This window comes from Xanthomonas sp. LF07-6 (genome assembly GCF_034105445.1).
Lineage (GTDB): Bacteria > Pseudomonadota > Gammaproteobacteria > Xanthomonadales > Xanthomonadaceae > Xanthomonas_A > Xanthomonas_A sontii.
Genome location: NZ_JAXGGI010000007.1, coordinates 1 through 24,454, shown reverse-complemented (window position 1 = coordinate 24,454; position 24,454 = coordinate 1). Strand labels below are relative to the sequence as shown.

Sequence of the window (24,454 nt, the reverse complement as noted above, 5' to 3'; positions counted from 1 at the left end):
CGACGCCGTAGACCGCGCGGTCACGTCGCTCAACGGCGGCTGCCGCGCTCCAGCCGCCACAGCAGATCGCGCCACGGCGTGGCCGCGGTGGCCATGCCGGCCGCCACGCCCAGGGCGTCGGCCAGGGCATCCAGCGGATCGGCCGAGCGCGTGGTGGTCCAGGCGCCCTGCGCGAATTCGATGCCCACGCCCAGCGCCAGCAGACCCAGCGCGGCCCAGGTCCAGGCGCGTGGCCCGGCATAGACCTGCACCGCCGCGGCGGCCAGCACCAGGTAGGCGATGAAATGCTCGACCTTGTCGGTGTCGGGCAGGTCCGACAACTGCGGCGGGTGCGGCATCAGGCACACGTAGATCAGCACCGCGATGCCCAGCCACCACAGCCCCAGCCACAGCCAGGGCCAGCGGAAGTCGCGCACTGCCGCCATCACAGCCGCCAGGTCAGGTCGCCGGACAGGAACGCCGGCGCCAGCGACACGTCGCGCTCGAAGCCCATCACCTGAAAACGCTCGCCCATCTCGCTGGGCAAGGTCAGCTGTTTCACCTGCTGACGCAGGCGCAGTTGCGCGGCTGCGTCGCTGCGCGCCTCGGCCTCGGCCAACAGCGCGTCCAGGCCGTTGCCGAGCAGGAAGCTGGCCTGATTGCAGTAACCGGCCAGGTCGAAGCCCGCCCCGGTGCCGGCCTCGGCCAGCGCGGTGAAGTCCACAGACGCCGTCAGGTCCTGCAGGCCCGGCCAGCGGTACGGATCGGCATGCGTGCGATGCCGGTAGAACGCACGCAAGGTGCCGTCGTCGCGCTCGGGCAGATAGAACTCGCGGCGCGGATAGCCGTAGTCCACGAACAGCATCGCGCCGCTGCGCAGGCCGCCGGCCACCGCCTGGATCCAGTACGGCAACTGCGGCAGCAATTCGGAACGGTAGCCGTCGGCGAACGGCGCCTGCAGATAGCGTTCGATGTGCCGCACCGCGGCCGCCAGCAGCGGATCGGCCGGCTGCTCGCCGCGGCGGAAGCGGCCCTCGCCATCCAGCGTCACGGTCTCTTCGAACACCTCGCCATCGCGCAGCGCGAAGCGCGGCGTCGGCAGGGCGTCGATCACCTCGTTGGCGAACAGCACGCCGTTCCAGTCGTCGTCGAACGGCCGGTCCAGCCATTCCACCAGGTCGAACACCGGCGGGATCAACGTGCGCGCCAGGCGCTCGCGCTGGCGTTCGCGCAGGTCGGCGCTAGGTTCCAGGATCGCATAGCGCTCTGGCAGCGCATCCAGCGCCAGCAGGCGCTTGAGCATGACCTCGGCGAACGCGCCGCTGCCGCCGCCCACTTCCAGCATCCGCGCCTGCGGCCCGAGTTGCTGCAGCACCGGCGCCAGCGCATTGGACACGGTGGCGGCGAACAGCGGCCCCAGTTCCGGCGCGGTGACGAAATCGCCCTCTTCGCCGAACTTGCTGCTGCCGGCGCTGTAGTAGCCCAGGCCGGGCGCGTACAGCGCCAGCTCCATGAAGCGCGAGAACGGAATGGCTCCGCCAGCGGCGGCGATCTCGGCGCGCATGTGCGCGGCCAGGCGCTCGCTGTGGGCCAGCGCGGTGGCATCGGGCAAAGGAAGGTCGGTGGGCATGCGCTGCGCGATTGCGTGGACAATGCACAGCATAGCCGAGCATGGAACCCGTACATGACCCAGACCAAAGTCGCCCTGATCACCGGCAGCGCGCGGCGCATCGGCGCCGGCATCGCCCGGCGCCTGCACGCGGCCGGCTATGCCGTCGCCCTGCATGCGCACACCTCGCAGGCCGAGTTGCGCGCGCTGGCGCAGGAGCTGGACGCCATGCGCGCCGGCAGCACGCTGACCCTGCAAGCCGACCTGCGCGACACCGCGCAGCTGCCCGACCTGGTGGCGCAGTGCGTGGCGCGCTTCGGCCGCCTCGACGCACTGGTCAACAACGCCTCCAACTTCTATCCCACGCCGTTGCACGAGGCCACGCCTGCGCAATGGGACGACCTGTTCGCGGTCAACGCGCGTGCGCCGCTGTTCCTGGCGCAGGCCGCGGCCACGCAGTTGCGTCAACACGGCGGCGCGATCGTCAATCTCACCGACCTGCACGCCGAACAGCCGCTGCGCGCGCATCCGCTGTACAGCGCGGCCAAGGCCGCCCTGGCGATGCTGACCCGCTCGCTGGCGCTGGAACTGGCGCCGCAGGTGCGCGTCAACGCCATCGCCCCCGGCGCGATCCTGTGGCCCGACGCCGGCAAGGACGCGGCCGCGCAGCAGGCCCTGCTGGCACGCACCCCGCTGGCACGCACCGGCCAGGTCGAGGAAATCGCCGACACCGTGCGCTGGCTGCTCGACGACGCCAGCTTCGTCACCGGACAGACCATGCGGGTGGATGGCGGACGCGGGCTGACTTGAAGGCTGGGAACCGGGAATAGGGAATGGGGAATCGGCAAGCGCGCCCTCTTTCCCGCCATTGCTGAGCGCTACGCCAGGCCGCGCCATGACAGCGCGACGATCGGCCCGGCGCCCAGCTCTACCGATTCCCCAATCCCGATTCCCCATTCCCGGCTTCATCATCCAACTCGACCACCTCGAACGCCTTGCCATGCTCCGCATGCGCCTGCCATAGCGTGCCCAGGGTTTGGCCGCTGACCGGGTCGACGAACTCGGCAGCGATGTCGGCCAGCGGCTTGAGCACGAAGGCGTGGCGCAGCTCGGGGCGCGGGATGCGCAGGTGGCCGGGGCCTTCGACGATGCGGTCGCCGTAGAACACCACGTCGATGTCCAGGGTGCGGTCGCTGAAGCGCGGGCCGCTGCGGTCGCGCCCGTGCGCGTCCTCCAGCGCATGCAGCCAGTCGTCCAGCGGCGCCAGCTCCCAGTCGGTCTGCAGCGCCACCGCGTTGTTCAGGAACGCCGGCCCGTCGAAGCCGACCGCCGCGGTGCGATAGGTCGGCGACACCGCGACCGCGCCGAACTGCCGGCGCAGCGCCGCGATCGCCGCGGCCAGGTGGTGATGCGGGCGCAGGTTGCTGCCCAGGCTCAGAAGCACGGTGGTCATGCGCTATTCGCGCATGCCGCGACCGCGAGCGTCAACGGCTAGCCAAGCCCGAGCCGCCCCCATAGAATCGGGACGTACCCGGTTTTCGGCAGCGCCATGACATATTGCGTCGGCATCGAAGTGGACGAAGGCCTGGTCTTCGCCGCTGACACCCGCACCAACGCCTCGCTGGACGACGTCCGCGTCCACCGCAAGCTGCATGTGTTCGAGTATCCGGGCCAGGCGGTGTTCGCGCTGATGTCGGCCGGCAACCTGGCGACCACCCAGCTGACCCTTTCGCGCCTGCAGCGCGACGCCGACGATCCGGACGCGCCGCGCAGCCTGCGCACCTTCCGGCACCTGTTCGAGGTCGCCGAATACGTCGGCGACGTGCTGGCCTCCAGCCAGATCAAGCTCTCCGAGCAATCGCAGCACAGCGGCATCAACGTGCAGTCGACGCTGATCCTGGGCGGGCAGATCGCCGGCGAACGGCCCGGGCTGTACATGATCTATCCGCTCGGCAACGCCATCGCCACCTCGCCGGAAACGCCATACCTGCAGATCGGCGAATCCAAGTACGGCAAGCCGATCCTGGACCGCATCATCCGCTCGGAGATGCAACTGGAAGACGCCGCACGCACCGCCCTGGTGTCGCTGGACTCGACCATCCGTTCCAACCTGTCGGTGGGCATGCCGATCGATGTGGCGCTGATCCGCCGCAACGACCTGCGGGTAACCGAGCGCATGCGCCTGGAAGCCGACACCCCGCTGTACGCCGAGATCCACGACACCTGGTCGCGCAAGCTGGAGAACGCCGTGCGCACCCTGCCGCGCTTCCCCTGGGAACCGGCCCTGTCCGCCGACCACGACACCGAATCGCGCGACGCCCTGCCGCCCCTGCCCCCCCGCCGCTCCCCCGCCCGCCGCGACCCGGAAGACCAGTCGGCGCAGCAGTGAGAAGCCGGGATTGGGGAATCGGGAATGGGGAATCGGAACAGCCGGATCGCGGAGCTTGCGCTGAGACATGATGGCCGCTGAGGCCTCAATCCGTTGCCCTTGCGTTTCCAACCTGCACGATTCCCGGCGCCTTCTCGGCAAGTTCAGATAAACGGGGCACGGCTTCCCGCAGTAGGCGCTGGAGATAAGGTCGCGATGCGGCAATGAGCACAGGCTTTGGCTTTGGCCTTTCCCATTCCCGATTCCCCATTCCCAGCGCCTCAACCACTCTCAAGGGCATGCGCCACCGCGCGGAACACGCGCTGCATTTCCAGCGGCTTGCGCAGGACGTGCACGGCGATGTCGGCGGGGAAGTGGTCGCGCTCCAGGGTGGTGCCGGTGTCCTCGAGGACGATCGCCGGGCCCTGGTAGCCCAGGTCCTGCAGCGCCAGCAGCAGGCGTACCGCCGACAGCAGGATGATGTCGCTGTCGACGATCACCAGGTCCGGCAGGCCGTGTTCCTCGACGTCGCGCAGCGCGGCGGCGCCATCGGACGCCAACTGCGGACGGTAGCCCTGGCTGGACAGCGCATTGCCGAGCAGCGACAGCCGCGTGGCCTCGCCGTCGACGAGGAGCACGCGCTGGCCCTTGCCCATCGGCAGCGACGGCTCCGGCTCGAACGACGACACCGGCGCGCGCAGCGGGATCAGCAATTCGAAGCAGGTGCCCTGGCCCGGCGTGCTGTCCACGCCGATCCGGCCGCCGTAGCTCTCGACGATGCGCTTGCACGAGATCAGGCCCAGGCCGGTACCGTCCGGCTTGGTGGTGAAGAAGGGACTGAACAGCCGCGCCTGGGTCTCCGCATCCATGCCCATGCCGCTGTCGCGGACCAGGATGCGCACCTGCTCGCTGCCGTCGGCACCGATCGCCGGCGCCGCCGAGAAGCTCAGCTGGCCGCCGTCGGGCATCGCCTGGATCGCGTTGAGGCCGAGGTTGAGCAGGCACTGCTGCAACTCGGTGTAGTTGGCCTCGATCGACAGCGCCGCATCGGCCACGTCCACCTGCAGCGTCACCCGCTCCGGCAGGCTGCTCTTGAGCAGCATCTGCACCGCCTGGAACAGCTCCGCGATGCGCACCGGCTCGCTGGGCGTGCGCGAGCCGCGCACGAACGACAGCATCGATTCGGCCATTTCGTGGCCGCGCCGGCCGCACTCGGCGATGACGTCGGCCAGGTGCCGCAGTTGCGGATCGTCGCTGCGCCCGACGATCAGTTCCGGCACGATCAGCAACGGCTGCAGGATGTTGCGCAGGTCGTGACTGAGGCCGGCGGCGAGCAGGGCCAGGCTCTCCAGCCGCTGCGCGCGCATCAGTTCGCGCTCCACCCGCTGCCGCTCGCGTTCGGTGCGGGCCTCGCGGATCGCCCGCGCCACCGCCGACGGCAGGCGGGTCGGGTTGTGCTTGATGATGTAGTCGTTGGCGCCGTCGCGCAGCGCCTCCACCGCGGTCTCCTCGCCGATGGTGCCGGAGACGAAGATGAAGGGCACGGCGTTGCCGTCCTCGCGCACCACCCGCAGCGCCTCGTGCCCGGAGAACCCGGGCATGCTCAGGTCCGACAGCACGATGTCCGGGGCGAACTCGCCCAGCGCCTCGCGCAGGGTCGGCTCGCTTTCCACGCGGCGGAAGGTCGCCTCCAGGCCGGCGTCCAGCAACTGGTCGGACAGCAGCTCGGCATCCTCCGGCGAATCCTCGACCATGAGGATCCGGATCGGGCCAAGCCTGGGGCCGGTGGTGGGCATGCGCGCTTACTCTTTGTCCGGCGCCTGGTTGATCAGCGCCCAGAAGGTGCCCAGGGTCTTCACCGCGGTGAAGAACTGGTCCACGTCCACCGGCTTGACCACATATGCGTTCACGCCCAGGTCCCAGCTGCGGGCCAGGTCGCTTTCCTCGCGCGAGGACGACAGGATCACCACCGGCAGGCGCTTGAGCGACTCCTCGCTGCGCACCAGCTTGAGCACTTCCAGGCCGTCCATGCGCGGCATCTTGATGTCCAGCAGCAGCACGGCCGGCAGGCCTTCCTCGCGGTCGGCATAGGCGCCGCGGCGCAGCAGGTAGTCCATTGCCTCCACGCCGTCCTCGACGTGCACGATGGGATTGGCCAGACGCGCGTCGCGCAACGCATCCACCGCCATTTCGGCATCGGCGGGGCTGTCTTCGGCAAGCAGGATGGTGCGGATGGCGGTCATGCGATGAACTCGGTAGTGGGCGCTTCTGGCGCCGGGGGCAAGACGAAATGGAAGGTGGCGCCCTGGTCGGGGGCGGATTCGGCCCAGATATGGCCGCCATGGCGGGTCAGCACGCGGCGCACGCTGGCCAGGCCGATCCCGGTGCCGGAATATTCGCTGGCCTTGTGCAGGCGCTGGAACACGCCGAACAGCTTGGCCGCATAGGTCATGTCGAAGCCGGCGCCATTGTCGCGCACGCTGAAGTGGTGGCTGCCGTCCGGCTGCACCTGGTAGCCGACCTCGATCTGCGCGATCTCGCGCTTGGCACTGTACTTGACCGCGTTGCCGAGCAGGTTCAGCCACAGTTGCCGCATCATGTTCTCGTCGGCGACCAGGATCGGCAACGGCGCGATGCTCCACTCGATGCGATGCCCGTTGTCGCCGTGATCGGACTGGTAGTTGGCATCGAGCACCGAGCGCGTCTCCGCCACCAGCGACTGCATGTCCACCGCCTGCAGGCGCAGCGCACTGCGGCCCAGGCGCGAGTACACCAGCAGGTCGTCGATCAGCGAGGCCATGCGCCGCGCCGAGGTGCCGATCACCTCCAGGTAGTGGCGGCTCTTCTCGTCGGCGTCATCGCCCAGATGGCGAACCAGCTTGTCGGCGAAGCCAGCCACATGGCGCAGCGGCGCGCGCAGGTCGTGCGAGACCGAGTAGCTGAACGCCTCCAGTTCGCGATTGACTTCGGACACCTGCTCGACCTTGCCCTCCAGCTGCCGGTTCAGTTCCTGGATGCGCTGTTGCGCGGTTTTCTGCAGGGTGATGTCGCTGACCGTCATCAAGACCACTTCGTCCTCGCTGTCCGGCAGCGGCATGCGCCGCGCATTCAGCAGCATGGTCCTTGGTACGCCGTCCGCGCCAAGTTGTTCGTGCTCGAAATCCCACAATTCGCGTCCGCGCAGCAGCACGTCGGCCAAGCGCTGCACGATCACCGGATCCTGCCAGACGCCGTCGCCGACGTCGGCGAGCAGCTTCGGCGGATCCGCCAGGTCCATGCCGTACAGTTCGGCGAAGGCGGTGTTGTGCATCAGCATGCGCTGCCCGTTGTCGAGCAGCACGATCGGCTCGCGCACGGTCTGCAGCACCGCCGCGGCGCGACCGTTGGCGCGCAGCATGTGGCGCTCGGCGTCCAGGCGCCGGCCGATCTGCCGTTGCAACAGCCAGATCACCAGACCCAGCAACAACAGCTGCACCACCAGCGAGGTCCAGCTCATCATCGAGGCGAGCATGCGGCGCTGCTCGGCGTCGGCGGTCCGCTCGCTCAGCAGTTCGTCCTCGCGCCGCTGCAGCTCGGCGATCAGGCCGCGCACTGGATTGTCGGAGGTCATGTCCTGGATCAGCGCGCGGATCCGCTCCGGATCGCGGGTCTGCGCGATCCGCTCGGCGATCAGGCCGCGTCGTTCCAGCGTGCTCTGCAGGCGGCCGACGCGGATCTGCTGGTCCGGGTTGTCGCGGGTCAGCTCGGCCAGGTGCGCCAGCGTCGGCTGCATCGACTTGCGCGCCTGCTGCAGGCGCGCGGTCAGGATCGGCGACTGCACGCCGTGCGACATCGCCATCGCCGCCGACTCCATGTCGCGCATGTCCGCTTCCATCGCGTTCAAGGTGGCGGTCACTTCCTGGCTGTGGCCGACCCAGTCCGCCGCACGCAGGGTGCTGGCATTCATCTGCCGCAGCAGCAGCGAGGGCAGGATGACGATCAGGACGACGGCCAGCGCCAGCAACGGCAGCCGCCAGCGGTCCCAAGCATCGTGTTTGGCGATGGTCTGCATAGCTGGTGCGTCAAAAGAAGGAACGGCTGCGGCCATCGCGGGCGCGCATTGTCGCCCATCTTCCCCGGCAGCAGATGAATTGTTCAGCGAAAGCGCGGCACCCCGATCGCGGTACCTGCAAGGACTCTATCCCAGGCCGCGCGCACGACGAAACGGGCGGCCTGCGGCCACCCGCGGGAGCGCCACGCGCGCGCCGCGCTCAGGGCCGGCGCGCCGGGGGCGGAATGGAACCGGCGGTGGCGCCGATCAGGGTCCAGGCCGGCATGCCGGCGCGGACCAGCAGGAAATCGGCGTGGCTGCGCAGGCGCCGGCGCTCGGATTGGCTCAGGCCCTGATCCAGGTCCTGCATCAGCACGGAGAACGCCGGCCAGAACCCGGTGTCGTCGTGAAACGTGGTCAACAGCATGCTCAACTGCGCTTCCAGCCGGCGCACCGCCGGCAGCAGCAGCGACGGCTGCGCGCCATGGCCGGACAACGCGGCGCCCAGCGCCTCGGCAGCCGCGGCCGCGTGCCCCGCAGCCGGGTGGGGTTGGGTCTCCAACATCGCGCGTGATCCGTTGACGAACATGAAGGGATGATGTCTGAGCGGGTGTCAATGCGACGCGAAATGCGATTTCCGTCGCGAATTTGCCCCCAAAAAAAAACGCACCCCGCAGGGTGCGTCGCAGACCGGCCGTCGCGGGTGGGGCGCCTCGTCGCATCCCCACCCGCGGCGGCGGATCGCAATGCTTACTTCTTGGCGGCGGCGCTGACCTTCAGGTCGGCCGCATCCACCTTCTTGACCCCGTCGATCTTCTTGGCGACCGCCACGGCCTTGTCCTTCTCGGCCTTGGTCGCGACCGCGCCGGACAGCTTGACCGTGCCGTTGACGGTGTCGACCTTGATCTCGGTGCCCGACACATTCTTGGTGGCCAGCAGATCGGCCTTCACCTTGGTGGTGATCCAGGTGTCGGTGACCGGCTCCTTGGAGTCGTGGCGAGTCGTGTCATGGGCCATGGTGTCGTGCTGCATCGTGTCCTGCTGGCCCATGGTGCCGTGGTCCTTGGCGCTGGTGGCCTGGCCGGCTGCGAACGCCTGGCCCGCGCCGAACGCGAAACCGGCCACCAGGGTGGCGCCAAGCAGGGTGCGTGCATTGATCGTCTTCATCGTGTCTTCCTCCGCTGAATGTGCGCGCAGTCTCCGCCAGGCCGTCGTACAGGCGGCGTGACCGAAGAATCGCCGCAGCGTGAATGCGCAATCCGCCCACGCAGCCCAGGCGATACTGGCGTCCCGCCGCTGCTGCCTGCGCCCATGTCCGACTTCAATCTCGCCCTGCTCGGCTTCGGCTACGTCGGCCGCACCTTCCATGCGCCGCTGATCGCACACACGCCCGGCCTGCACCTGCACACCGTGGTCTCGCGCCAGGCCGAGGCCGTGAACGCGGCCTGGCCGCAGGCGCGCGTGGTCGCCGATGCGGCGCAGGCCTTCGCCGATCCGCGGATCGATGCGGTGGTGATCGCCACACCCAACCAGACCCACGCGCCGTTGGCGCTGGCCGCCCTGGCGCAGGGCAAGCACGTGCTGGTGGACAAGCCATTCACCCTGGACGTGGCCGAAACGCAACAGGTGCTGGCGCAGGCGCAGCGCGCCGACCGCATCGTCAGCGTGTTCCAGAACCGACGCTGGGACGGCGACTTCCTGGGCGTGCGCGCCTTGCTGGAGGCGGGCACGCTGGGCGAGATCGCCGAGTTCCATTCGCACTTCGACCGCCACCGTCCGCAGGTCGGCGACCGCTGGCGCGAGCACGCACTCCCCGGCTCTGGGCTGTGGTTCGACCTGGGGCCGCATCTGCTCGATCAGGCCCTGCAACTGTTCGGGCCGCCGCAATCGCTGCAGGCCGACCTGGCGCTGCAGCGCCCCGGCGCGCAGACCGTGGATTACGTGCATGCGGTGCTGCTCTATCCGCGGCTGCGGGTGGTGCTGCATGCCGGCTCGCTGGTCGCCGCCAACGGCCTGCGCTTCGCGCTCCACGGCAGCGGCGGCAGCTACGTCAAGCACGGCCTGGATACGCAGGAAGCGCAGTTGCGCGCGGGCGTCGCGCCGGGCGCGCCCGGCTGGGGCGAGGATCCCCTGCCCGGCCAATTGCGCCTGGTCGGCGCCGACGGCACGCACGCCGTCCAGACCCTGCCCGCGCCACGTGGCGATTACCGCGACTGCTATGCGGCCTTTCGCGAGGCGATCGCAGGTCGCGCGCCTGCGCCGGTGGATGCGGCGCAGGCGCTGGCGGTGATGCGGCTGCTGGAGGCAGGCGTGCGCAGCGCCGCCTCCGGCTGCAGCGTCACGCTGGACTGAGCGCCGGGCCTCAGGCCGGGCGCGTACCGCCCGGCGCGGGCGCGTCGCCGCCCTCGTGCTTGATCGCATGGCCGCCGAACTGGTTGCGCATCGCCGCCAGCAACTTGTCGGCGAACGAATCGTCGTCGCGCGAGCGCAGCCGCTCCAGCAGCGAGAGGGTGATCACCGGCGCCGGCACGTCCAGGTCGATCGCCTCGGCCACGGTCCAGCGGCCCTCGCCGGAGTCCTGGACGAACGGCGCGATGCCGGCCAGGGTCGGATTCTCGCCCAGCGCATCGGCGCACAGGTCCAGCAGCCACGAACGCACCACGCTGCCCTGGCGCCAGACCTCGGCCACCTGGTGCAGGTCCAGCGCGAACTCCTGCTTGCGCCCCATCAGCGCGAAGCCTTCGGCATAGGCCTGCATCATCCCGTACTCGATGCCGTTGTGGACCATCTTGGTGAAGTGGCCGGCACCGCTGGGGCCGACGTGTCCCCAACCGGCATCGGCAGCCGGCGCCAGAGTCGCGAACACGTCGTGCAAGCGCTGCACCGCGGCGGTATCGCCGCCGATCATCAGGCTGTAGCCCTCGCGCAGGCCCCACACGCCGCCGCTGGTGCCGCAGTCGACATAGGCGATGCCGTGGGCAGCGAGTTCGCCGGCGCGGCGCATCGAATCCTTGTAGTAGGAATTGCCGCCGTCGATCACCACGTCGCCCTTGCCGAGCAACGGCAGCAACGCGGCCAGGGTGTCGTCGACGACCTTGCCGGCCGGCACCATCAGCCACACCGCGCGCGGTGCCGGCAGCGCCGCGATCAGCGCGGCCATGCTGTCGACCGCTTCGACCCCGCGCTGCTGCGCCGCGCTGCGCGCGGCCTCGCCCAGGTCGAAACCGACCACGCGATGCCCGCCGCGCACCAGCCGCTCGGCCATGTTGGCGCCCATCCGGCCCAAGCCTACAAGTCCCAGTTCCATGCGTCGTTCCCGGTTCGAAAAAAGGAGGGTTAGGGTCTCACGAAGCGGCGATGCCGACGTGACGCGCAGCTAAGGCACCGATGCGGTGGCAGGTGCCGGCGGCGGCGTTTGCGCACAGTCGTGCAGTTGCAGGTCGCGCCAGCGCTGGTACAGCGTGGTGTGCAGGTTATGCAGGGTCAGCTCGATCGCGAACGGCGTGCGCGGATTGCGATCCAGCAGCCGCACCACGTGATACCCGATCGGCTTGACGCCCTTGGGATGCACGTAGACCGCGAAGCCACGGTAGAACGGATCGTCGAGCAAGGCGTCGAGTTGCGCGAGCACCGCCTGCTGCGCCGGATCCAGGCGTGCGCGCAGTGCCGGGTCGCGCTCATACAGCAGGCGCTCGAAGCGTTCGCGGCCCGGGCCGCGCAGCGCCCGCGCCAGCTCCCAGATGCGGCGGTTCTGGGCGTCGTAGTAGGCGAAGCCACCGTGCGCACGCAAGGCCGTAGCGGCCTCGGCGCTGACCGCGGCGACCACGAAGTTCTCGGCCTGGTTGTTGATGTCGTCCAGGTAGCGGCGCTCGAACACGTGCACGATGTAGCCGGGCGCACCGAGGAAGGCCGCACGGCCGCGCCGCGCGGTCCTGACCGCCTTGCCGTCGGCGAAGAACTCGCCGGCGTGCGCGCCGAGCAGGATGCTGTCGGTGTCGTGCAAGGTAAGGAAGGTGCCGATCGACAGCTCGTCGGCGCTGAACGCACGATCGAACGCCGCGTCGCCATACAGTTCGCGCTGTGTGGCCAGTTGCGCGATCTGCCGGCCGACGCCGCATTCCGAACGCACATGGCCGCTGTAGAACGCCTCGATCGCCTGCGCATTGCTGCCGGCCGGGCGATAGCCGCGGCCGAAGCTGCGGAAGCGCTCCCAGCCTTGTGCGTGCGCGCCGCGCAGGCCGAAGCCGATCCAGCCCAGTTGCAGCGCCGAGAAGCGATAGCCCGGGTTGTCCTGCAGCCGCGCGACCGCGCGCGTGGTGGCCGCTCCCAGTTGCAGGAAATAGCCGCACTGCGTCGCCGGCGTGTCCAGCAAGGCACGCAGCGCCTGCTGCCGCTGCGCGTCGTTCCAGCCGGTGGGCAAGGCCGCCTGCAGATCGCCGTGCGCCTGCGCCTCGGCCAGCGAACCGCGTTCGCAGGGTGCGCCGGCGGCGATCTGCGGCTGCGCCGCGCTGGTCGTGCCGATGTGCCAACCGAGCCGCTCCAGCAGTGCGGCCAGGCAAGCCGCGCTGGCCTGGTCGGCCGGCGCTGGCGCGGCCGTCGCCGCGGCACTGGCCAGCAGCGCGGCCAGCAGCAGACCGATGCCGCGGCGAAGCCGCGGCGGGCAAGCGAACCTCGATGGTCGGATCATGGAGCGGACATCACGAACAGGAGCTTCCGATTGGCCACGTGGCGGCGGCGCCCGCGCAGCGTGCCGCCTCGCCCGTGCAGGCGTCGCGAAACCCACCGCCGCGGCACCGACACCCTCGGCGTTCACTCTTCCGCCATGCCCGGCGCACCTACACTGCGGCTCCCTTGGCGCAAGCGATCCCCTGCATGCACGTGCTCGTTACCGGAGGCACCGGATTCATCGGCCGCGCGCTGTGCCCGGCCCTGCTCGACGCCGGGCACCGGGTCAGCGTGCTGACCCGCGACCCCGCACGCGCGGCGCGCCTGTTGCCGGCGGTGCAGGTGCTGGACGATCTGCAGCGCGCCGCACCGGCCGATGCGGTGATCAATCTCGCCGGCGAACCGCTGACCGAAGGCCGCTGGAGCGCCACCCGCAAGCGTCGCTTCCGCACCTCGCGCATCGGCACCACCCGCGCCCTGATCGACTGGATGAGCGGACTCGACGCTGCGCAGCGCCCGGGCTGCCTGATCTCCGGCTCGGCGATCGGCTACTACGGCGACCGCGGCGACGAGGTCCTGGACGAAACCAGCACGCCGGGCGACGACTTCGCCGCCCAGCTCTGCCGCGACTGGGAGGCGGAAGCGCTGCGCGCGCAGGACCTGGGCGTGCGCACCAGCCTGGTCCGCACCGGCGTGGTGCTGGGCCGCGACGGCGGCGCGCTGGCGCGGATGCTGCTGCCGTTCCGCTTCGGCATGGGCGGGCGCATGGGCGATGGCCGGCAGTGGATGAGCTGGATCCACCGCGACGATCAGGTCGGGTTGCTGCTGTGGCTGCTGCAGCAAGGCGGCGAAGGCGCCTACGACGCCACCGCGCCGGCGCCGGCGACCAATGCCACGTTCGCGCAGCAACTCGCCGCGACCCTGCATCGTCCGGCGCTGCTGCCGATGCCGGCGGCGGCATTACGCCTCGGCTTCGGCGAGATGGCCGAGCTGTTGCTGGGCAGCCAGCGCGTGCTGCCGACACGTGCGCAACGCGAGGGTTATGTGTTCCGGTATCCGCAGTTGGACGCGGCACTGCGCGATCTGCTCGCCGATTGAGCCGCCGCGGCGCCGAATCGCGCAACGTCGCAACCGGCACCCCAAAAAAACGCCCCGGCGGAGGCCTCCGCCGGGGCGTGCTGCATCAGGCTGCCGGGTCGGCGTCAGGCACCGACCAACACGATGCGGTCGCGCGACTCAATAACGCTTGCAGACGGTCTCGACCACGCGATTGCCATTGGCCTGCTGACGCTGGCCCTGGATGTAACGGCCGGTGGCGCCACCGGCGACCGCGCCGCCGACCGTGGCCAGCTTGCGGCCATCGCCCTTGCCGATCTGGTTGCCCAGCAAGCCGCCGATCGCCGCGCCCGCCAGGGTGCCGCCGATGCGGTCCGGATCGGTGCTGTTCTTGCGCACCGCGACCTTCTTGCAGTGCACGCGGGTGCCGTCGCTGAAGCGGCGGCCGGCGTCCTCGGGACCGTAGTGACGCTGCGCCTCGGCCAGCGGCGCGGCGGCCGTGGCGATGGCGAGGACGGAAAGACACAAGGCGGATTTGAGAGTGTTCATGCTGATTGCTCCTGGGTGGCGGAGCCGATGCACAAGCACCGCGCTCTCGACGGGCGCCACCTTCTCACCGGATTCGCGAATGGTTCGTGAAGCGAAATCGGCCGCATTCAGCTTGTGTAGCAACGCCTGAATCAGTCGGCGCCGCCGGGCTCGCCGCTCGGAGGCGCGGTCGCGACGGGCGGCTGCGCCGCAGTGGCGGCCGCGGGTGCCGGCGGCGGCGTGGGCGCTGCGGCGGGCGGCGGAGTCGGCACCGTCGACGCTGCAGGTACAGGTGCGGGCGCTGCCGGCGCCGGCGCCGTCACCGCCGCGGACGGATGCGCAGACGGCTCCGGTGCCGGCTTGCTCTTGGGCAGGTATTCGCTCATCAGCTGGAAGAAGCGCTTGTAGAAGTCGCCGTCCTGCACCGTGCTGCTGGCCACCCGCACCATCGAATCGTCGCTGCTGCCGATCGGCAAGGACACCGAGCCGAGCACGCCGACGCCGACGCTGGCCGAGGTCGGGCTCTTCTTCAGCGCATAGCGGTCCTGCAAGGCACTGACGAACACCCAGGATTCGTCCTGCCCATGCGCGACGCAGGACACGCGCAGTTCCAGTTGCTCGTGCAACTCGTCGCTGGGCTGGAAGTTCTTGGTGCCTTCCACCGCATCGGCGGTGGCCTTGGAGACCACGTAGCCCTGGCTCAGCAGCGCGCGCCGCGCCGATTCGCAGGCCTGCGCCGGCTGCACCGGGTAGTTGCGCGAATAGGTGTTGTCGGAATTGAAGGTCTCTTTCACCAGGCCGTCCTGCTTGCGCGCGAAACAGCCGCTCAGGCCGATCGCGATCAGCGCGAGCGCGGGAATGGCGAGAACCTTGGAGGGAGCGGACATAGGCCGTTGACCGGAGAGAGGGAACCGCGGCAAAGGATAGCCGCAAGCGCGTGGGCGCGGCCTTGACGCCACCGCGGCCGCTCATCCCGCGGTTAGCGAGATGCGCGGTCTGCGCCGTCACCGCGTCAGGCGGCGGCGGGTTCCAGCGCCAGGTCCACGCGCAGCAGGCCGCCGTGGCGATCGCGACGTTCGGCGCGCAGGTAATGATGGGCGTCGAGCAGTGCCAGGGTCGGCGGCGCCGCCAGCGGCTCGCCCCACAGGCTCAGCAGGAAGCCACGCGCGCGCAGCCGGTCGAGCAGCCGCAGCAGCTCGTCCAGGTCGCGCGGCAGCAGCAGGTCGACGTCGCCGGGCAGACGCGGTGCCGCCGCCGGATCGGCCAGCCAGCGCGGATAGCTGCCGTGCAACGCGAAGGCGAAACCGTCGGCGCGCAGTGCCGCCAGCAGTTGCGCCGTGCCCGCCAGGTCGATGCGCTGGCGTCGGTGCTGGAAGATCAGCGCGTACTCGTGGCTGCGGTCGCTGCGGGTGTCGCCGGGCGCCAGCGGCTGCGCGGTCTCGCGTGGGTAGCACAACACGCGCTCTGGACAGGGCGCGAACAGGCTGCCGAGGATCCGCGCCAGGTCCCAGGCCTGCGGCACCGTGGTCGCGCCGAGCTGCACGTTCTCCACCATCGCGATGCAGAAGCCGTCCTCGCGCAGGTGGCGGCGCACCCCATGGAACACCGCGCGCAGGCCGTGCAGGTAGGCGGCGTAGTCGGCGCTGGCGTAGAGCTGGTCGGGCCCCGCCGCAGCCGGCCAGGCGCAGCCGAAGTACGGCACGTTGGTCAGGCACAGGTCCACCGGTGAGGATGGCGCGCGGTGCGGCAAGCCGCCGTCCAGCACCTCGGCGTGCAGGCCCAGCCGCTGCAGCCGTTCGCGCGCCAGCTGCGCACGCGCCGCGTCGATCTCCAGGCCGATGCCGTGGCGCCCTTCCAGTTCCGCCGCGAGCAAGGTGCTGCCGAAGCCGCAGAACGGATCCAGCACACGCTCGCCCGGCGCGCTGAAGTGGCGCACGAACGGACGCATCTGCCCGACCCAGCCGCAGTCGCGCGCGCTCAGCGGATCGCGCTGGCGCAGGTCCTCCGGCAGGCGATGCTCGGGCGGATCCGGCAACGGCGTCCACCAGCTGCGGCTATCCATGCGACGCCCGCCACAGCAGATCGCGGTCCGGTTGCCAGCCGGCGCATAGCCGGCCGTCGGCGAAGAACACCAGCTTGTAGATGTCGCCGCTGTCGTGGCGCGCGTGCATCGCCCCGTAGTCGGAGGTCTCGAACACCACCTCCATGCCGTCGGCGGTGGCCAGGCGCAGGTTCCAGAAGTAGTAGCCCTCGGTGATCTGCAGCGGCTGCAATTCGCGCCACCACGGCGCGGCCATGCAGGCGCCGAGCACCTGCTCCACTGCGACCCGCGCCTGAGTGAGATAGCGTGCGGTGCCGCCATCGCGGTAGCCGTCGCCGAGCCGGGAGAATTCGCGGAAGATCACCGTACGTGCCCCGCAGGCGCGCGCCCAGTCCAGGTAGGCCGCGACGCCGTCGGCATCGGCGATGCCACCGTGCTGCAGGATGCACACCAGGCGCAACGGCAGCGCTTCGGCGATGCGTTGCGCAGTGGCGACGAACACCTCCGCATCGGCGATCGCCTCGCCGGGGCGGAAACGCATGATCGCATCGTTCTGCGCCTGCTGCGGATGGTGCCGCGACAGCTCGATCCACGACAGGCCGAAGCGCTGCAGTGCATGCAGCAGCGCATCGCCGTGGCCGCGGGCGAAACCTGCGCCGTTGCTGTACAGCACCCGCTGTTCGACCAGCAGTCCCTCGCGCTCGGCCGCATCCAGGGTCTGCAGCAGTTCCACGAACCAGTCTTCGTCGTCGGTCATCTCCAGCCCCGACAGCGAATGCGACAGCGGCAGCCCGCGCAGCTGCGCCAGCGCCTGGCGCAGTTGCGCGAAGTAGTCCGGCGGCGGCCGCAGGCTCGCCGCGGCGGTGCCGCCGGCCAGCGGCCGCAGGGTTTCCGAGCAGAAGCGGCAGCGCGCCGAACACGGCCGCACCGATGCGTAGGGAGTGAAGGTCACCGGCTGCGCGACGCGGTAGTCGCGTGCGCCGATGCGCTGCTGGCGCCAGCGCGAGGCATCCGCCGCGGCCGGCACCCGCCATTCCAGATGCGGAGTGCTGGCGCGCAGCGCGGCGAACAGCGGCGAGCCGCCGCTCAACGGCGGCGCGCTCGGCAGGGAGGCGTGCATGGGAGCCTCCTACAGGCGCGCGGCGTTCGCGCGCTCGCGTACCTCGGCGAAGGTCCAGTCGTGCAGCAGGCGGCCGTTCTCCCACACGGTGACCATCGCATCGTCGTAACCGGCCGGGCCGGCGACCGCTTCGGCCGACACCGCGTCTGGCGCCACCGGCTCGGTGCGGTAGCTGCCGTACTCGCGGTGCCGCAGCAGACGCATGCGCCCGCGCTTACTGAGCTTGCCCTTGTCGGTGACCGGATCCTTGTACACGTCGATCCAGCGGCCGTCGACGCGGGCGGCCGAGCACTTCAACGCGAACTTCTGGGTGTCCCGGTCGAGCCGTTGCAGCAACGCGCCGCCCATGCCGAAGGCCAGATTGTCGGTGGCGTAGCCGGCGCTGGTCATGCGCTCCAGGATCGCGCGGATGCTGGTCGGGTTGACCCCGTCGCCCTGGATCACCCGCACGTGGTTGAGCACCTTGTAGCCCTTGCCGTTGACGCTGTGGCCGAAGGCCTCGTCGAGCAGTTCCAGGCACTGGTGCACCACCGCCACCGGATCGCCGGAGTCCGGGCGGATCACCACGGTGGCGCCGGAGGCGATCACCTCCTCGCGCAGCGTGGTGCCCCAGTGCTCGCGGATCGCGTGGAAGATGTCGTAACTGTCCGACACCACCGCGACCACGCCGCCGGGCTTGCCGAACTGCTTGAGCATGTTGCGGTAGGCCTCGACCTCGCGCTCGCGGCCCCAGCTGGTGATGGTGCTGTGCTCGGCGGCGGGGATCGAATAGCCGGCCATCGGCTCGTGGTAGTGCGCGCGCGCCAGCAACAGCCCGGACACGGTGTCGGTGCCGAGAAAGTTGACCAGGTGCGACGCGCCACCGATCGCCGCCGATTCCAGGCTGGACACGCCGCGCGCGCCGAAGTCGTGCAGCTTGAACGGCAACTGCCCGTCCGGATCGTCGCTGGTGCGCTCCAGGAACTGGCGGATGGTCTGCTTGGCGTGCCAGCTCACTGTGGCCACGGTCACCGGATACCAGATGCGCAGCAGCAGCGTCTCCAGGTACGACGGTACCCAGTAGGCCTGCGCGTCGGTGGACTCGATGGTCATCAGCGCGTTGTGGGTCGGCACCACGCTGCCCTCGGGCACGGCGCGGATGCGGATCGGCAACTGGCCGCCGAGGCGGTCGACGATGTCGCGCCAGCCGGCCTCGTTGAACGGCTCGCCGTGCGCGGCGAACAGATCGCGCGCCTCGTCGATGTCGGCATGGGTGACGGGGCGGCCCAGCGCCTCCTTGAGGATCGACTGCAGACCGAAGAACACGGTGCGGTCGTAGACGCCGCCGCGCGATTCCACGTAGAAGAACGTGGCGTCGGTGCCGGGCGGGTACTGCAGCCAGTGGCTGGCCTTGTAGCTGTCGGTGTTGAGCAGCAGGTTGTTCAGGCATTGCATGACGGAAGCTCCTTCGCGTCTGGGAAAGCCGGCGGTCTGTCCGCCGGCCGGGAAGGCCGCGTCAGCCGCGGCCGAGGAAGAATTCGAGCAGGTGCAGATGGTCTTCGAACAGTTTCGGACCCATGCCCAGCACTTCGCTGACCGGCACCCAGCGCGCCTTGTCGGCGTCGTCGCCGCCGCGCACCTCGGGCAGTTCGCCGAACACGAACTCGAAGTGGAAGGCGTGGGTGATGGTGCGCCCGCGCAGGCTGCGCTCGGGGTGGTCGAACACGTGGCGGTTCTTCAGCGAGCCCTTGAGCACCGGCACCGGAATCTTCAGCCGGGTCTCCTCGCGCAGTTCGCGCAGGCAGGCGTCGAGGATGCTCTCGTGCTGGCCGACGAAGCCGCCGGGCAGCGCCCACAGGCCCTTGCCCGGCGCCGCGCGGCGGCGCACCAGCAGCACGTGCCCGGAATGCACCACCACCGCATCGGCGGTGACGAAGGTCGGCGGATACGGCGCCTCCTTCCAGGCGGCGCGGTACTGCTCGATGAACTGGTACTCGGCGAGCAGTTCGGCATACGACGGAGAGTTCTTGCGGAACGCCTCGAGCATGTCGAACACCGGCGTCGGCACGTTGCCGCGCAGCATCAGCAGCGCGCCGTGGAAATCGATGCTGCCGGCCTCGAACAGGTAACGGCGCAGCTCGGTCGCCGACAGCGTCTCGGTGTGCTGCACATCGACCAGCGGCCACTGCGGAAATTCGCGCAGGTAATAGCTGCTGGCGTCCTTGTCCATGCCGATCAGGCCGATCCGTGCCTCGGCGCTGCCGCCGTCGCTGCGCACCGCCTCGGCCACCGTGGACTGCACCGCGGCGATCCACTGGCTTTCGTTGTACAGATGGTCGCGCAACGGCCGCAGGATCAGCCGCTCGCCGGCGCCTTCCAGCGCGGCCTGGATCATCACGCTGCGCTCGGCAACGGTCCAGGGATTGCGGATGGTGCGGGGAGTCTCGGCCGAGCCGATCAGGAAGATGAGTTTCTGACCACGCGCCAGGGCGTGGCGGGCAACGGCGGCGTGGCCGTTGTGGAAGGGCTCGAAGCGCCCGATGAACACGAGATAGTCGAACTCCATGAGCATCCCTCACGGTTGGGTGGATCGCCGCGGGTCTGTCCCTTGGCGTGAGCGGAATGCTACGCCGATGCCGCATCGCGTCAAGTGACGCACCGCGCAGATTCATCGGCCATCCAGACAGCGCTTGCGGACGTCGCGACAGCACCGCTGCAGTGCAGCGCGCGTCGCCGTGACGATCGCGCTAGCCTCGTGCGCGCCGCGGCCGCGGGGGACGGCCCGGCACGTCGCTGCGCCCACTCCTCGGGGCCGCATGACGCCCCCCCTTCCCTCCTCCCATCATCGCGAGAATCGCATGAACCGATCGAGCAAGCGCGTGTCCGCCTGGCTGCTGGTGTTGTTGCTCGCCTGTCTGTGTGCGCCGGCCATGGCGCAGACCTTCGCCAAGGGCGCCGATGTCAGTTGGATCGACCAGCAGGAGAGCAGCGGTCGCGTATTCCGCAACGCCTCCGGCGCCACCACCGATTTCTTCTCGCTGCTCAAGGGCACCGGGGTCAACGCGATCCGGCTGCGCGTGTGGGTCAATCCGCAGGGCGGCTGGAACGACGGCGCCGACACGCTGAATATGGCCAAGCGGGCCAAGGCGCAGGGCATGCGCATCATGATCGACTTCCACTACAGCGACAGCTGGGCCGATCCCGGCAAGCAGACCAAGCCGGCGGCCTGGAGCAACCACGACTTCGCCACCCTGGTGAAGGACGTGTATTCGCACACCAACGGCATCCTGTCCTATCTCAAGTCCAACGGCATCGACGTGAGCTGGGTGCAGGTGGGCAACGAGATCAATAGCGGCATGCTGTGGCCGGACGGCAAGACGCCCAACTTCGGCAACCTCGCGCAACTGATCAACAGCGGCTACAACGCCAGCAAGTCGGTCTACCCCAATGCCAAGGTGATCGTGCACCTGGCCAACGGCCACGACAACGCGACCTTCCGCTGGTTCTTCGACAGCCTCAAGTCGGCCGGCGGCAAGTGGGACGTGGTCGGCATGTCGCACTACCCGTCCCCCAATGCCTGGCAGAGCGCCAACACCCAGATCGCCAGCAACATGCAGGACATGGTGGCGCGCTACGGGTCGGACGTGATCGTCAGCGAGGTCGGCATGGACTGGCAGCAGGCCGCGACCACCCGTGCGATGCTCGCCGATCTGCTCAGCAAGACACGCGCGCTCGGCAGCCGCGGCCTGGGCGTGTTCTATTGGGAACCCGACGCGTATCCGGGCTGGCAGGGCTACACGATGGGTGCGGTCGACAACAACGGGAAACTGACCCAGGCGCTGTCGGCGTTCAACTGATCGCCGCTCGGCAGGCGCGCCACGCGGTGGTCACCGACACCACCGCCGTGCCACCATCGCGTGCTCCGCTCCTGTCGAGATCTGCCATGTCGCTGTCGCTGTCGTCCGCGCGCAAGCTCGCGCTTCCTCTGCTGCTGGTGCTGAGCGCGTGCATCGCGCCAGCGCAGGCGCGCACGCCCGCAACGCCCGCCGCACCGACCCCACTCAAGGTGATGAGCTTCAACGTCCGCGTGCCGGTCGATACCGACGGCGACAAGCGCTGGGACGTGCGCCGCAGCGCGATGGCCGCGCTGATCCGCGCGCAGCACCCGGATGTGTTCGGCACACAGGAACTGGTCCAGCGCCAGGCCGACTACCTGGCCACGCAACTACCGGAGTACCGCTGGTTCGGCCCCAGCCGCGATGGCAAGGACGACGGCGAACGCATGGGTGTGTTCTACGACAGCCACGCGCTGAAGCTGGTGGACTCGGGACACTTCTGGCTGTCGGACACGCCGGAGGTGATGGGCAGCATCAGCTGGGGCCATCCGCTGCCGCGCATGGTCAACTGGGGCCTGTTCGAGCGCATCGGCGATGGCCGCCGCTTCTACCTGTTCGACACCCATCTGCCCTATCGCGACGAGGACGAAGCGGCGCGCGCCAAGGGCGCGGCGCTGATCGTGTCGCGGCTGAAGGCGCTGCCGGCGGACGTGCCGGTGGTGCTGACCGGCGACTTCAACACGGTGCCGGACTCGCCGACCTACCGCACCCTCACCGCAAGCCTGGCCGATGCGCGCACGCAGGTGGCGCAACCGCAAGGCCCGGAAGCGACCTTCCACGATTTCACCGGCCACCCGGACCGGCGCATCGACTGGATCCTCTCGCGCGGGTTGAAGGCCACCGACTACGCCACGCTCGACGCGCGGCCGCAGGGCCACTGGCCGTCCGACCATTTCCCGGTGATCGCCACGTTCGCCTGGCCGCAGTGAGGCGCGTGGGCCTGCGGCATGGACCGCAGGCCCACGAACGGGAGCGGCTCCTATCTGTTCGGTATCAGCCGCGACGCGCATGACGCGAAAGGCCTTGGCGTGGCTGACCAAGGCCGCATCGAGCGCTGCAAGACAGGCAACACCTCCGGCAGAGCCAACGCAGAAGCGCGTGATCCGCTCAGTTCTTCAGTCGCAATCTCGCACCGAAAAGCATCCGGCTCCGGTAGCGGTCGGGACTGAAGTCCCTCCCACAGCAAGCAACTGCGCTGACAGGGGGCGGTGCGTCCGCAGGAGCAACTTCAGCCGCGACACGCGTCACCGGGGAACAGCCGTCGCAAGCCATCCCGAACAGCGTAACAAGGCCTGCGCCTGCCAGTTAACGATGCCTCGCTGCACCATTGCGCAAGCGCATCGTCAGAGGCGTCAGTCGTGCGCCAGCCGACGGATCCTCAGGCCGCCGGCGCGGCATGCGCACACAGCCAGTCCAATACCTGCTGCACCGGCGGCGACGGCGCAGGTGTCGCTCGCCACACGATCGACAACTGGCGCAGCGCCCACGGCTCCTGCAGCGGCACCGCGACCAGTTGCGCGCGCACGCTGACCCGCTCCAGCGCCGCCTGCGGCAGGATCGCCACGCCGGCGCCGCGCGCCAGCATGCGGCACAGCGGTTCGATGCCGTGCACCTGCGCGCGGATGCGCAGCTGGCCACCGGCACGCGTGGCATGGATCCGCAGATGCTGCTGCAGTGCGCTGTCCTCGGCCAGGCCGAGCAACTGCGCCTGCCATACCTCCGAGAACCGCAACTGCGGCGCCTGCGCCAGCGGATGCGTGGCCGCGGCCACCAGCACCAGCCGATCCTGCCGAAACGGGCGCGCCTGCAGGCCCTGCAGATCGGCGTGATCGGCGATCACCGCCAGGTCGGCGCGTTGCTCGCGCAGCGCATCGGCCGCGGCGACGCTGCCCTGCTCGCGCAGCGCCAGATCGATGCGCGGGTGCGCCACCAGGAACTCGGCCAGCAGTTCCGGCAACCATTCCGACAGCGCCGCGGTATTGGCCAGCAGGCGCACGCTGGTCGGGTGGCCGCCGGCGTACTCGCCCAGTTCGCTGCGCATCGCCTCGGCCTGCCGCAGCAACTCCCGCGCGTGCCGCAACAGCGCGGTGCCGGCCGCGGTGAGGCCGACGCCACGCGGGCCGCGCGCGAACAGCGCGACGCCGAGCTGCGCCTCCAGCGCGCGGATGCGTGCACTGGCGGCGGCCAGCGACAATGCTGCGCGGTCGGCGCCGGCGGTGATGCTGCCGGCCTCGGCCACCGCCAGGAACAGCCGCAGATCGGTGAAATCCAGGTGCATCGATGCTCCCGCCTTCGTCGTTGCCGAAGTCTGCCTGAAGCATTCGCGCATTGTCCGGCTGCCGCGGCGCGCCGATGCTGGATGCCATGGACACCCTCGCACCGCATCTGCTGCCGATCGCCCTGGTCTTCCTGCTCGCCGGCGGCGTCAAGGGCGTGGCCGGCATGGGCCTGCCGACGGTGGCGATGGGCCTGCTGGGACTCTGGCTGACGCCGACCGAGGCCGCGGCGCTGCTGGCGCTACCGTCGCTACTGACCAACCTGCAACAAGCCTGGGGCGCAGGCATCGGCGCGCTGCTGCGGCGACTGTGGCCGCTGCTGGCGTGCATCGTCGCCGGCACCTGGGGCAGCGCCGGCGTCCTCGCCGACGCGGACCCGCGGCTGGCGCGCGCCGGTCTGGGCGCGTTGTTGGCGCTGTATGCCCTGCTTGGGCTGAGTCAGTGGCAGGCACGCCTGTCGTCATCGCAGGCGCGCTGGGCGGCGGCGCCCGTGGGCCTGGCGACCGGGCTGCTGACTGGCGCCACCGGTGTGTTCGTGTTGCCGGTGCTGCCCTATCTGGTGGCGCTGGATCTGCCGCGGGAGGCGCTGATGCGCGCGCTCGGCAGTTGCTTCGCCGCGGCCACGCTTGCGCTGGCCGCAGCCCTCGTCGCGCACGGGGCCTTCCCCACCCAGGCGTTGGGTCCGTCGTTGCTGGCGCTGCTGCCCACTGCCGTGGGCATGTGGCTGGGCACGCGGCTGCGCCAACGCATCTCCGCCAGCGCGTTTCGCCGCGTGTTCTTCCTGACCTTGCTGGCACTGGGCCTGCACCAGGTGTGGCAGGTGCTGGGCTAGGGCGTGTCATCAATCCCCGAGCATGCCGCGCCGCGATTGCGCGCGCCTGTGGCAAGGAAGAGCGAGGAAGTGGAC

The 24,454-nt window shown here is 69.9% G+C and carries 24 protein-coding genes; 7 read left to right on the top strand and 17 right to left on the bottom strand.

Annotation, left to right across the window (positions count from 1 at the left end; translation table 11 throughout):
• Positions 1-29 precede the first annotated feature (29 nt).
• Together SLW56_RS12430 and SLW56_RS12425 are read right to left on the bottom strand one after the other, a co-directional pair.
• Positions 30-425: a VanZ family protein gene (locus SLW56_RS12430; RefSeq protein WP_148827596.1), complete on the bottom strand. Its 396-nt coding sequence runs from the start codon at positions 423-425 to the stop codon at positions 30-32.
• Positions 425-1,609 (bottom strand): SAM-dependent methyltransferase, encoded by a 1,185-nt coding sequence (locus SLW56_RS12425; RefSeq protein ID WP_152182792.1) that lies wholly within the window; start codon positions 1,607-1,609, stop codon positions 425-427. The genes SLW56_RS12430 and SLW56_RS12425 overlap by 1 nt, the downstream gene beginning before the upstream one ends.
• Positions 1,610-1,663: 54 nt before the next feature.
• Here SLW56_RS12425 and SLW56_RS12420 point away from each other — a divergent pair, with 54 nt between their 5' ends.
• A complete protein-coding gene (locus tag SLW56_RS12420) occupies positions 1,664-2,398 on the top strand; it encodes a pteridine reductase (protein ID WP_320694925.1) in 735 nt (244 codons plus the stop codon).
• A gap of 118 nt (positions 2,399-2,516) precedes the next feature.
• Here the strand turns inward: SLW56_RS12420 and folK are convergent, their stop codons facing one another.
• Positions 2,517-3,041, bottom strand: coding sequence for a 2-amino-4-hydroxy-6-hydroxymethyldihydropteridine diphosphokinase (folK, locus tag SLW56_RS12415; RefSeq protein WP_320694924.1), 525 nt, complete (start codon positions 3,039-3,041; stop codon positions 2,517-2,519).
• Positions 3,042-3,137: 96 nt separating this feature from the next.
• Between folK and SLW56_RS12410 the strand changes: the two genes are divergently transcribed.
• The gene (locus tag SLW56_RS12410; protein WP_017908369.1) at positions 3,138-3,977 is read left to right on the top strand and encodes a proteasome-type protease; all 840 of its coding nucleotides are present in this window, start codon (positions 3,138-3,140) and stop codon (positions 3,975-3,977) included.
• 260 nt (positions 3,978-4,237) lie between these two features.
• On the opposite strand, the gene SLW56_RS12405 is transcribed toward SLW56_RS12410, so the two are convergent.
• The 5 genes from SLW56_RS12405 to SLW56_RS12385 all read right to left on the bottom strand — a co-directional run bounded on the left by SLW56_RS12405 (position 4,238) and on the right by SLW56_RS12385 (position 9,153).
• Entirely contained in the window at positions 4,238-5,752 is a 1,515-nt protein-coding gene (locus tag SLW56_RS12405; protein WP_267092814.1) for a hybrid sensor histidine kinase/response regulator, read from the bottom strand.
• Positions 5,753-5,758: 6 nt separating this feature from the next.
• Positions 5,759-6,199, bottom strand: a complete 441-nt coding sequence (locus tag SLW56_RS12400; protein ID WP_010343137.1) for a response regulator — start codon at positions 6,197-6,199, stop codon at positions 5,759-5,761.
• The gene (locus SLW56_RS12395; protein ID WP_320694923.1) at positions 6,196-8,007 is read right to left on the bottom strand and encodes an ATP-binding protein; all 1,812 of its coding nucleotides are present in this window, start codon (positions 8,005-8,007) and stop codon (positions 6,196-6,198) included. The genes SLW56_RS12400 and SLW56_RS12395 overlap by 4 nt, the downstream gene beginning before the upstream one ends.
• 199 nt (positions 8,008-8,206) lie before the next feature.
• On the bottom strand, positions 8,207-8,551 hold the full coding sequence (locus SLW56_RS12390; RefSeq protein ID WP_267084123.1) for a hypothetical protein: 345 nt from the start codon (positions 8,549-8,551) through the stop codon (positions 8,207-8,209).
• Between the two features lie 185 nt (positions 8,552-8,736).
• On the bottom strand, positions 8,737-9,153 hold the full coding sequence (locus tag SLW56_RS12385) for a BON domain-containing protein (RefSeq protein ID WP_017908374.1): 417 nt from the start codon (positions 9,151-9,153) through the stop codon (positions 8,737-8,739).
• 144 nt (positions 9,154-9,297) lie between these two features.
• Here SLW56_RS12385 and SLW56_RS12380 point away from each other — a divergent pair, with 144 nt between their 5' ends.
• Positions 9,298-10,338 carry an oxidoreductase gene (locus tag SLW56_RS12380; protein WP_320694922.1) on the top strand — a complete coding sequence of 347 codons (1,041 nt, stop codon included), beginning with the start codon at positions 9,298-9,300 and terminating at the stop codon, positions 10,336-10,338.
• A gap of 10 nt (positions 10,339-10,348) precedes the next feature.
• On the opposite strand, the gene gnd is transcribed toward SLW56_RS12380, so the two are convergent.
• Complete coding sequence (gene gnd, locus SLW56_RS12375; protein ID WP_267099705.1) at positions 10,349-11,293, bottom strand: phosphogluconate dehydrogenase (NAD(+)-dependent, decarboxylating); 945 nt, start codon at positions 11,291-11,293, stop codon at positions 10,349-10,351.
• Positions 11,294-11,362: 69 nt separating this feature from the next.
• A complete protein-coding gene (locus tag SLW56_RS12370) occupies positions 11,363-12,673 on the bottom strand; it encodes a hypothetical protein (protein WP_295909897.1) in 1,311 nt (436 codons plus the stop codon).
• A gap of 185 nt (positions 12,674-12,858) precedes the next feature.
• On the opposite strand from SLW56_RS12370, the gene SLW56_RS12365 reads away from it, so the two are divergent.
• A complete protein-coding gene (locus tag SLW56_RS12365) occupies positions 12,859-13,749 on the top strand; it encodes a TIGR01777 family oxidoreductase (RefSeq protein WP_017916472.1) in 891 nt (296 codons plus the stop codon).
• 138 nt (positions 13,750-13,887) lie between these two features.
• On the opposite strand, the gene SLW56_RS12360 is transcribed toward SLW56_RS12365, so the two are convergent.
• The 6 genes from SLW56_RS12360 to SLW56_RS12335 all read right to left on the bottom strand — a co-directional run bounded on the left by SLW56_RS12360 (position 13,888) and on the right by SLW56_RS12335 (position 19,947).
• The gene (locus SLW56_RS12360) at positions 13,888-14,256 is read right to left on the bottom strand and encodes a glycine zipper 2TM domain-containing protein (protein WP_026143726.1); all 369 of its coding nucleotides are present in this window, start codon (positions 14,254-14,256) and stop codon (positions 13,888-13,890) included.
• Positions 14,257-14,387: 131 nt separating this feature from the next.
• Complete coding sequence (locus tag SLW56_RS12355; protein WP_043094730.1) at positions 14,388-15,122, bottom strand: DUF2242 domain-containing protein; 735 nt, start codon at positions 15,120-15,122, stop codon at positions 14,388-14,390.
• Positions 15,123-15,247: 125 nt separating this feature from the next.
• Positions 15,248-16,297, bottom strand: a complete 1,050-nt coding sequence (locus SLW56_RS12350; RefSeq protein WP_267084128.1) for a DNA methyltransferase — start codon at positions 16,295-16,297, stop codon at positions 15,248-15,250.
• Entirely contained in the window at positions 16,290-17,396 is a 1,107-nt protein-coding gene (locus SLW56_RS12345; protein ID WP_267122008.1) for a hypothetical protein, read from the bottom strand. The genes SLW56_RS12350 and SLW56_RS12345 overlap by 8 nt, the downstream gene beginning before the upstream one ends.
• 9 nt (positions 17,397-17,405) lie before the next feature.
• Positions 17,406-18,830 (bottom strand): nicotinate phosphoribosyltransferase, encoded by a 1,425-nt coding sequence (locus SLW56_RS12340; RefSeq protein ID WP_295909900.1) that lies wholly within the window; start codon positions 18,828-18,830, stop codon positions 17,406-17,408.
• 61 nt (positions 18,831-18,891) lie between these two features.
• A complete protein-coding gene (locus SLW56_RS12335; protein WP_017909091.1) occupies positions 18,892-19,947 on the bottom strand; it encodes a bifunctional nicotinamide-nucleotide adenylyltransferase/Nudix hydroxylase in 1,056 nt (351 codons plus the stop codon).
• Positions 19,948-20,233: 286 nt separating this feature from the next.
• Here SLW56_RS12335 and SLW56_RS12330 point away from each other — a divergent pair, with 286 nt between their 5' ends.
• Entirely contained in the window at positions 20,234-21,232 is a 999-nt protein-coding gene (locus SLW56_RS12330) for an arabinogalactan endo-1,4-beta-galactosidase (protein WP_267099712.1), read from the top strand.
• An 86-nt stretch (positions 21,233-21,318) separates the two neighbouring features.
• Positions 21,319-22,200, top strand: coding sequence for an endonuclease/exonuclease/phosphatase family protein (locus SLW56_RS12325; RefSeq protein WP_267122007.1), 882 nt, complete (start codon positions 21,319-21,321; stop codon positions 22,198-22,200).
• A gap of 449 nt (positions 22,201-22,649) precedes the next feature.
• Here SLW56_RS12325 and SLW56_RS12320 read toward each other — a convergent pair whose 3' ends face one another.
• Positions 22,650-23,549 carry a LysR substrate-binding domain-containing protein gene (locus tag SLW56_RS12320; RefSeq protein WP_295909902.1) on the bottom strand — a complete coding sequence of 300 codons (900 nt, stop codon included), beginning with the start codon at positions 23,547-23,549 and terminating at the stop codon, positions 22,650-22,652.
• Between the two features lie 86 nt (positions 23,550-23,635).
• Here SLW56_RS12320 and SLW56_RS12315 point away from each other — a divergent pair, with 86 nt between their 5' ends.
• Positions 23,636-24,379, top strand: coding sequence for a sulfite exporter TauE/SafE family protein (locus SLW56_RS12315; protein WP_295909903.1), 744 nt, complete (start codon positions 23,636-23,638; stop codon positions 24,377-24,379).
• The last annotated feature ends 75 nt before the right edge of the window (positions 24,380-24,454 follow it).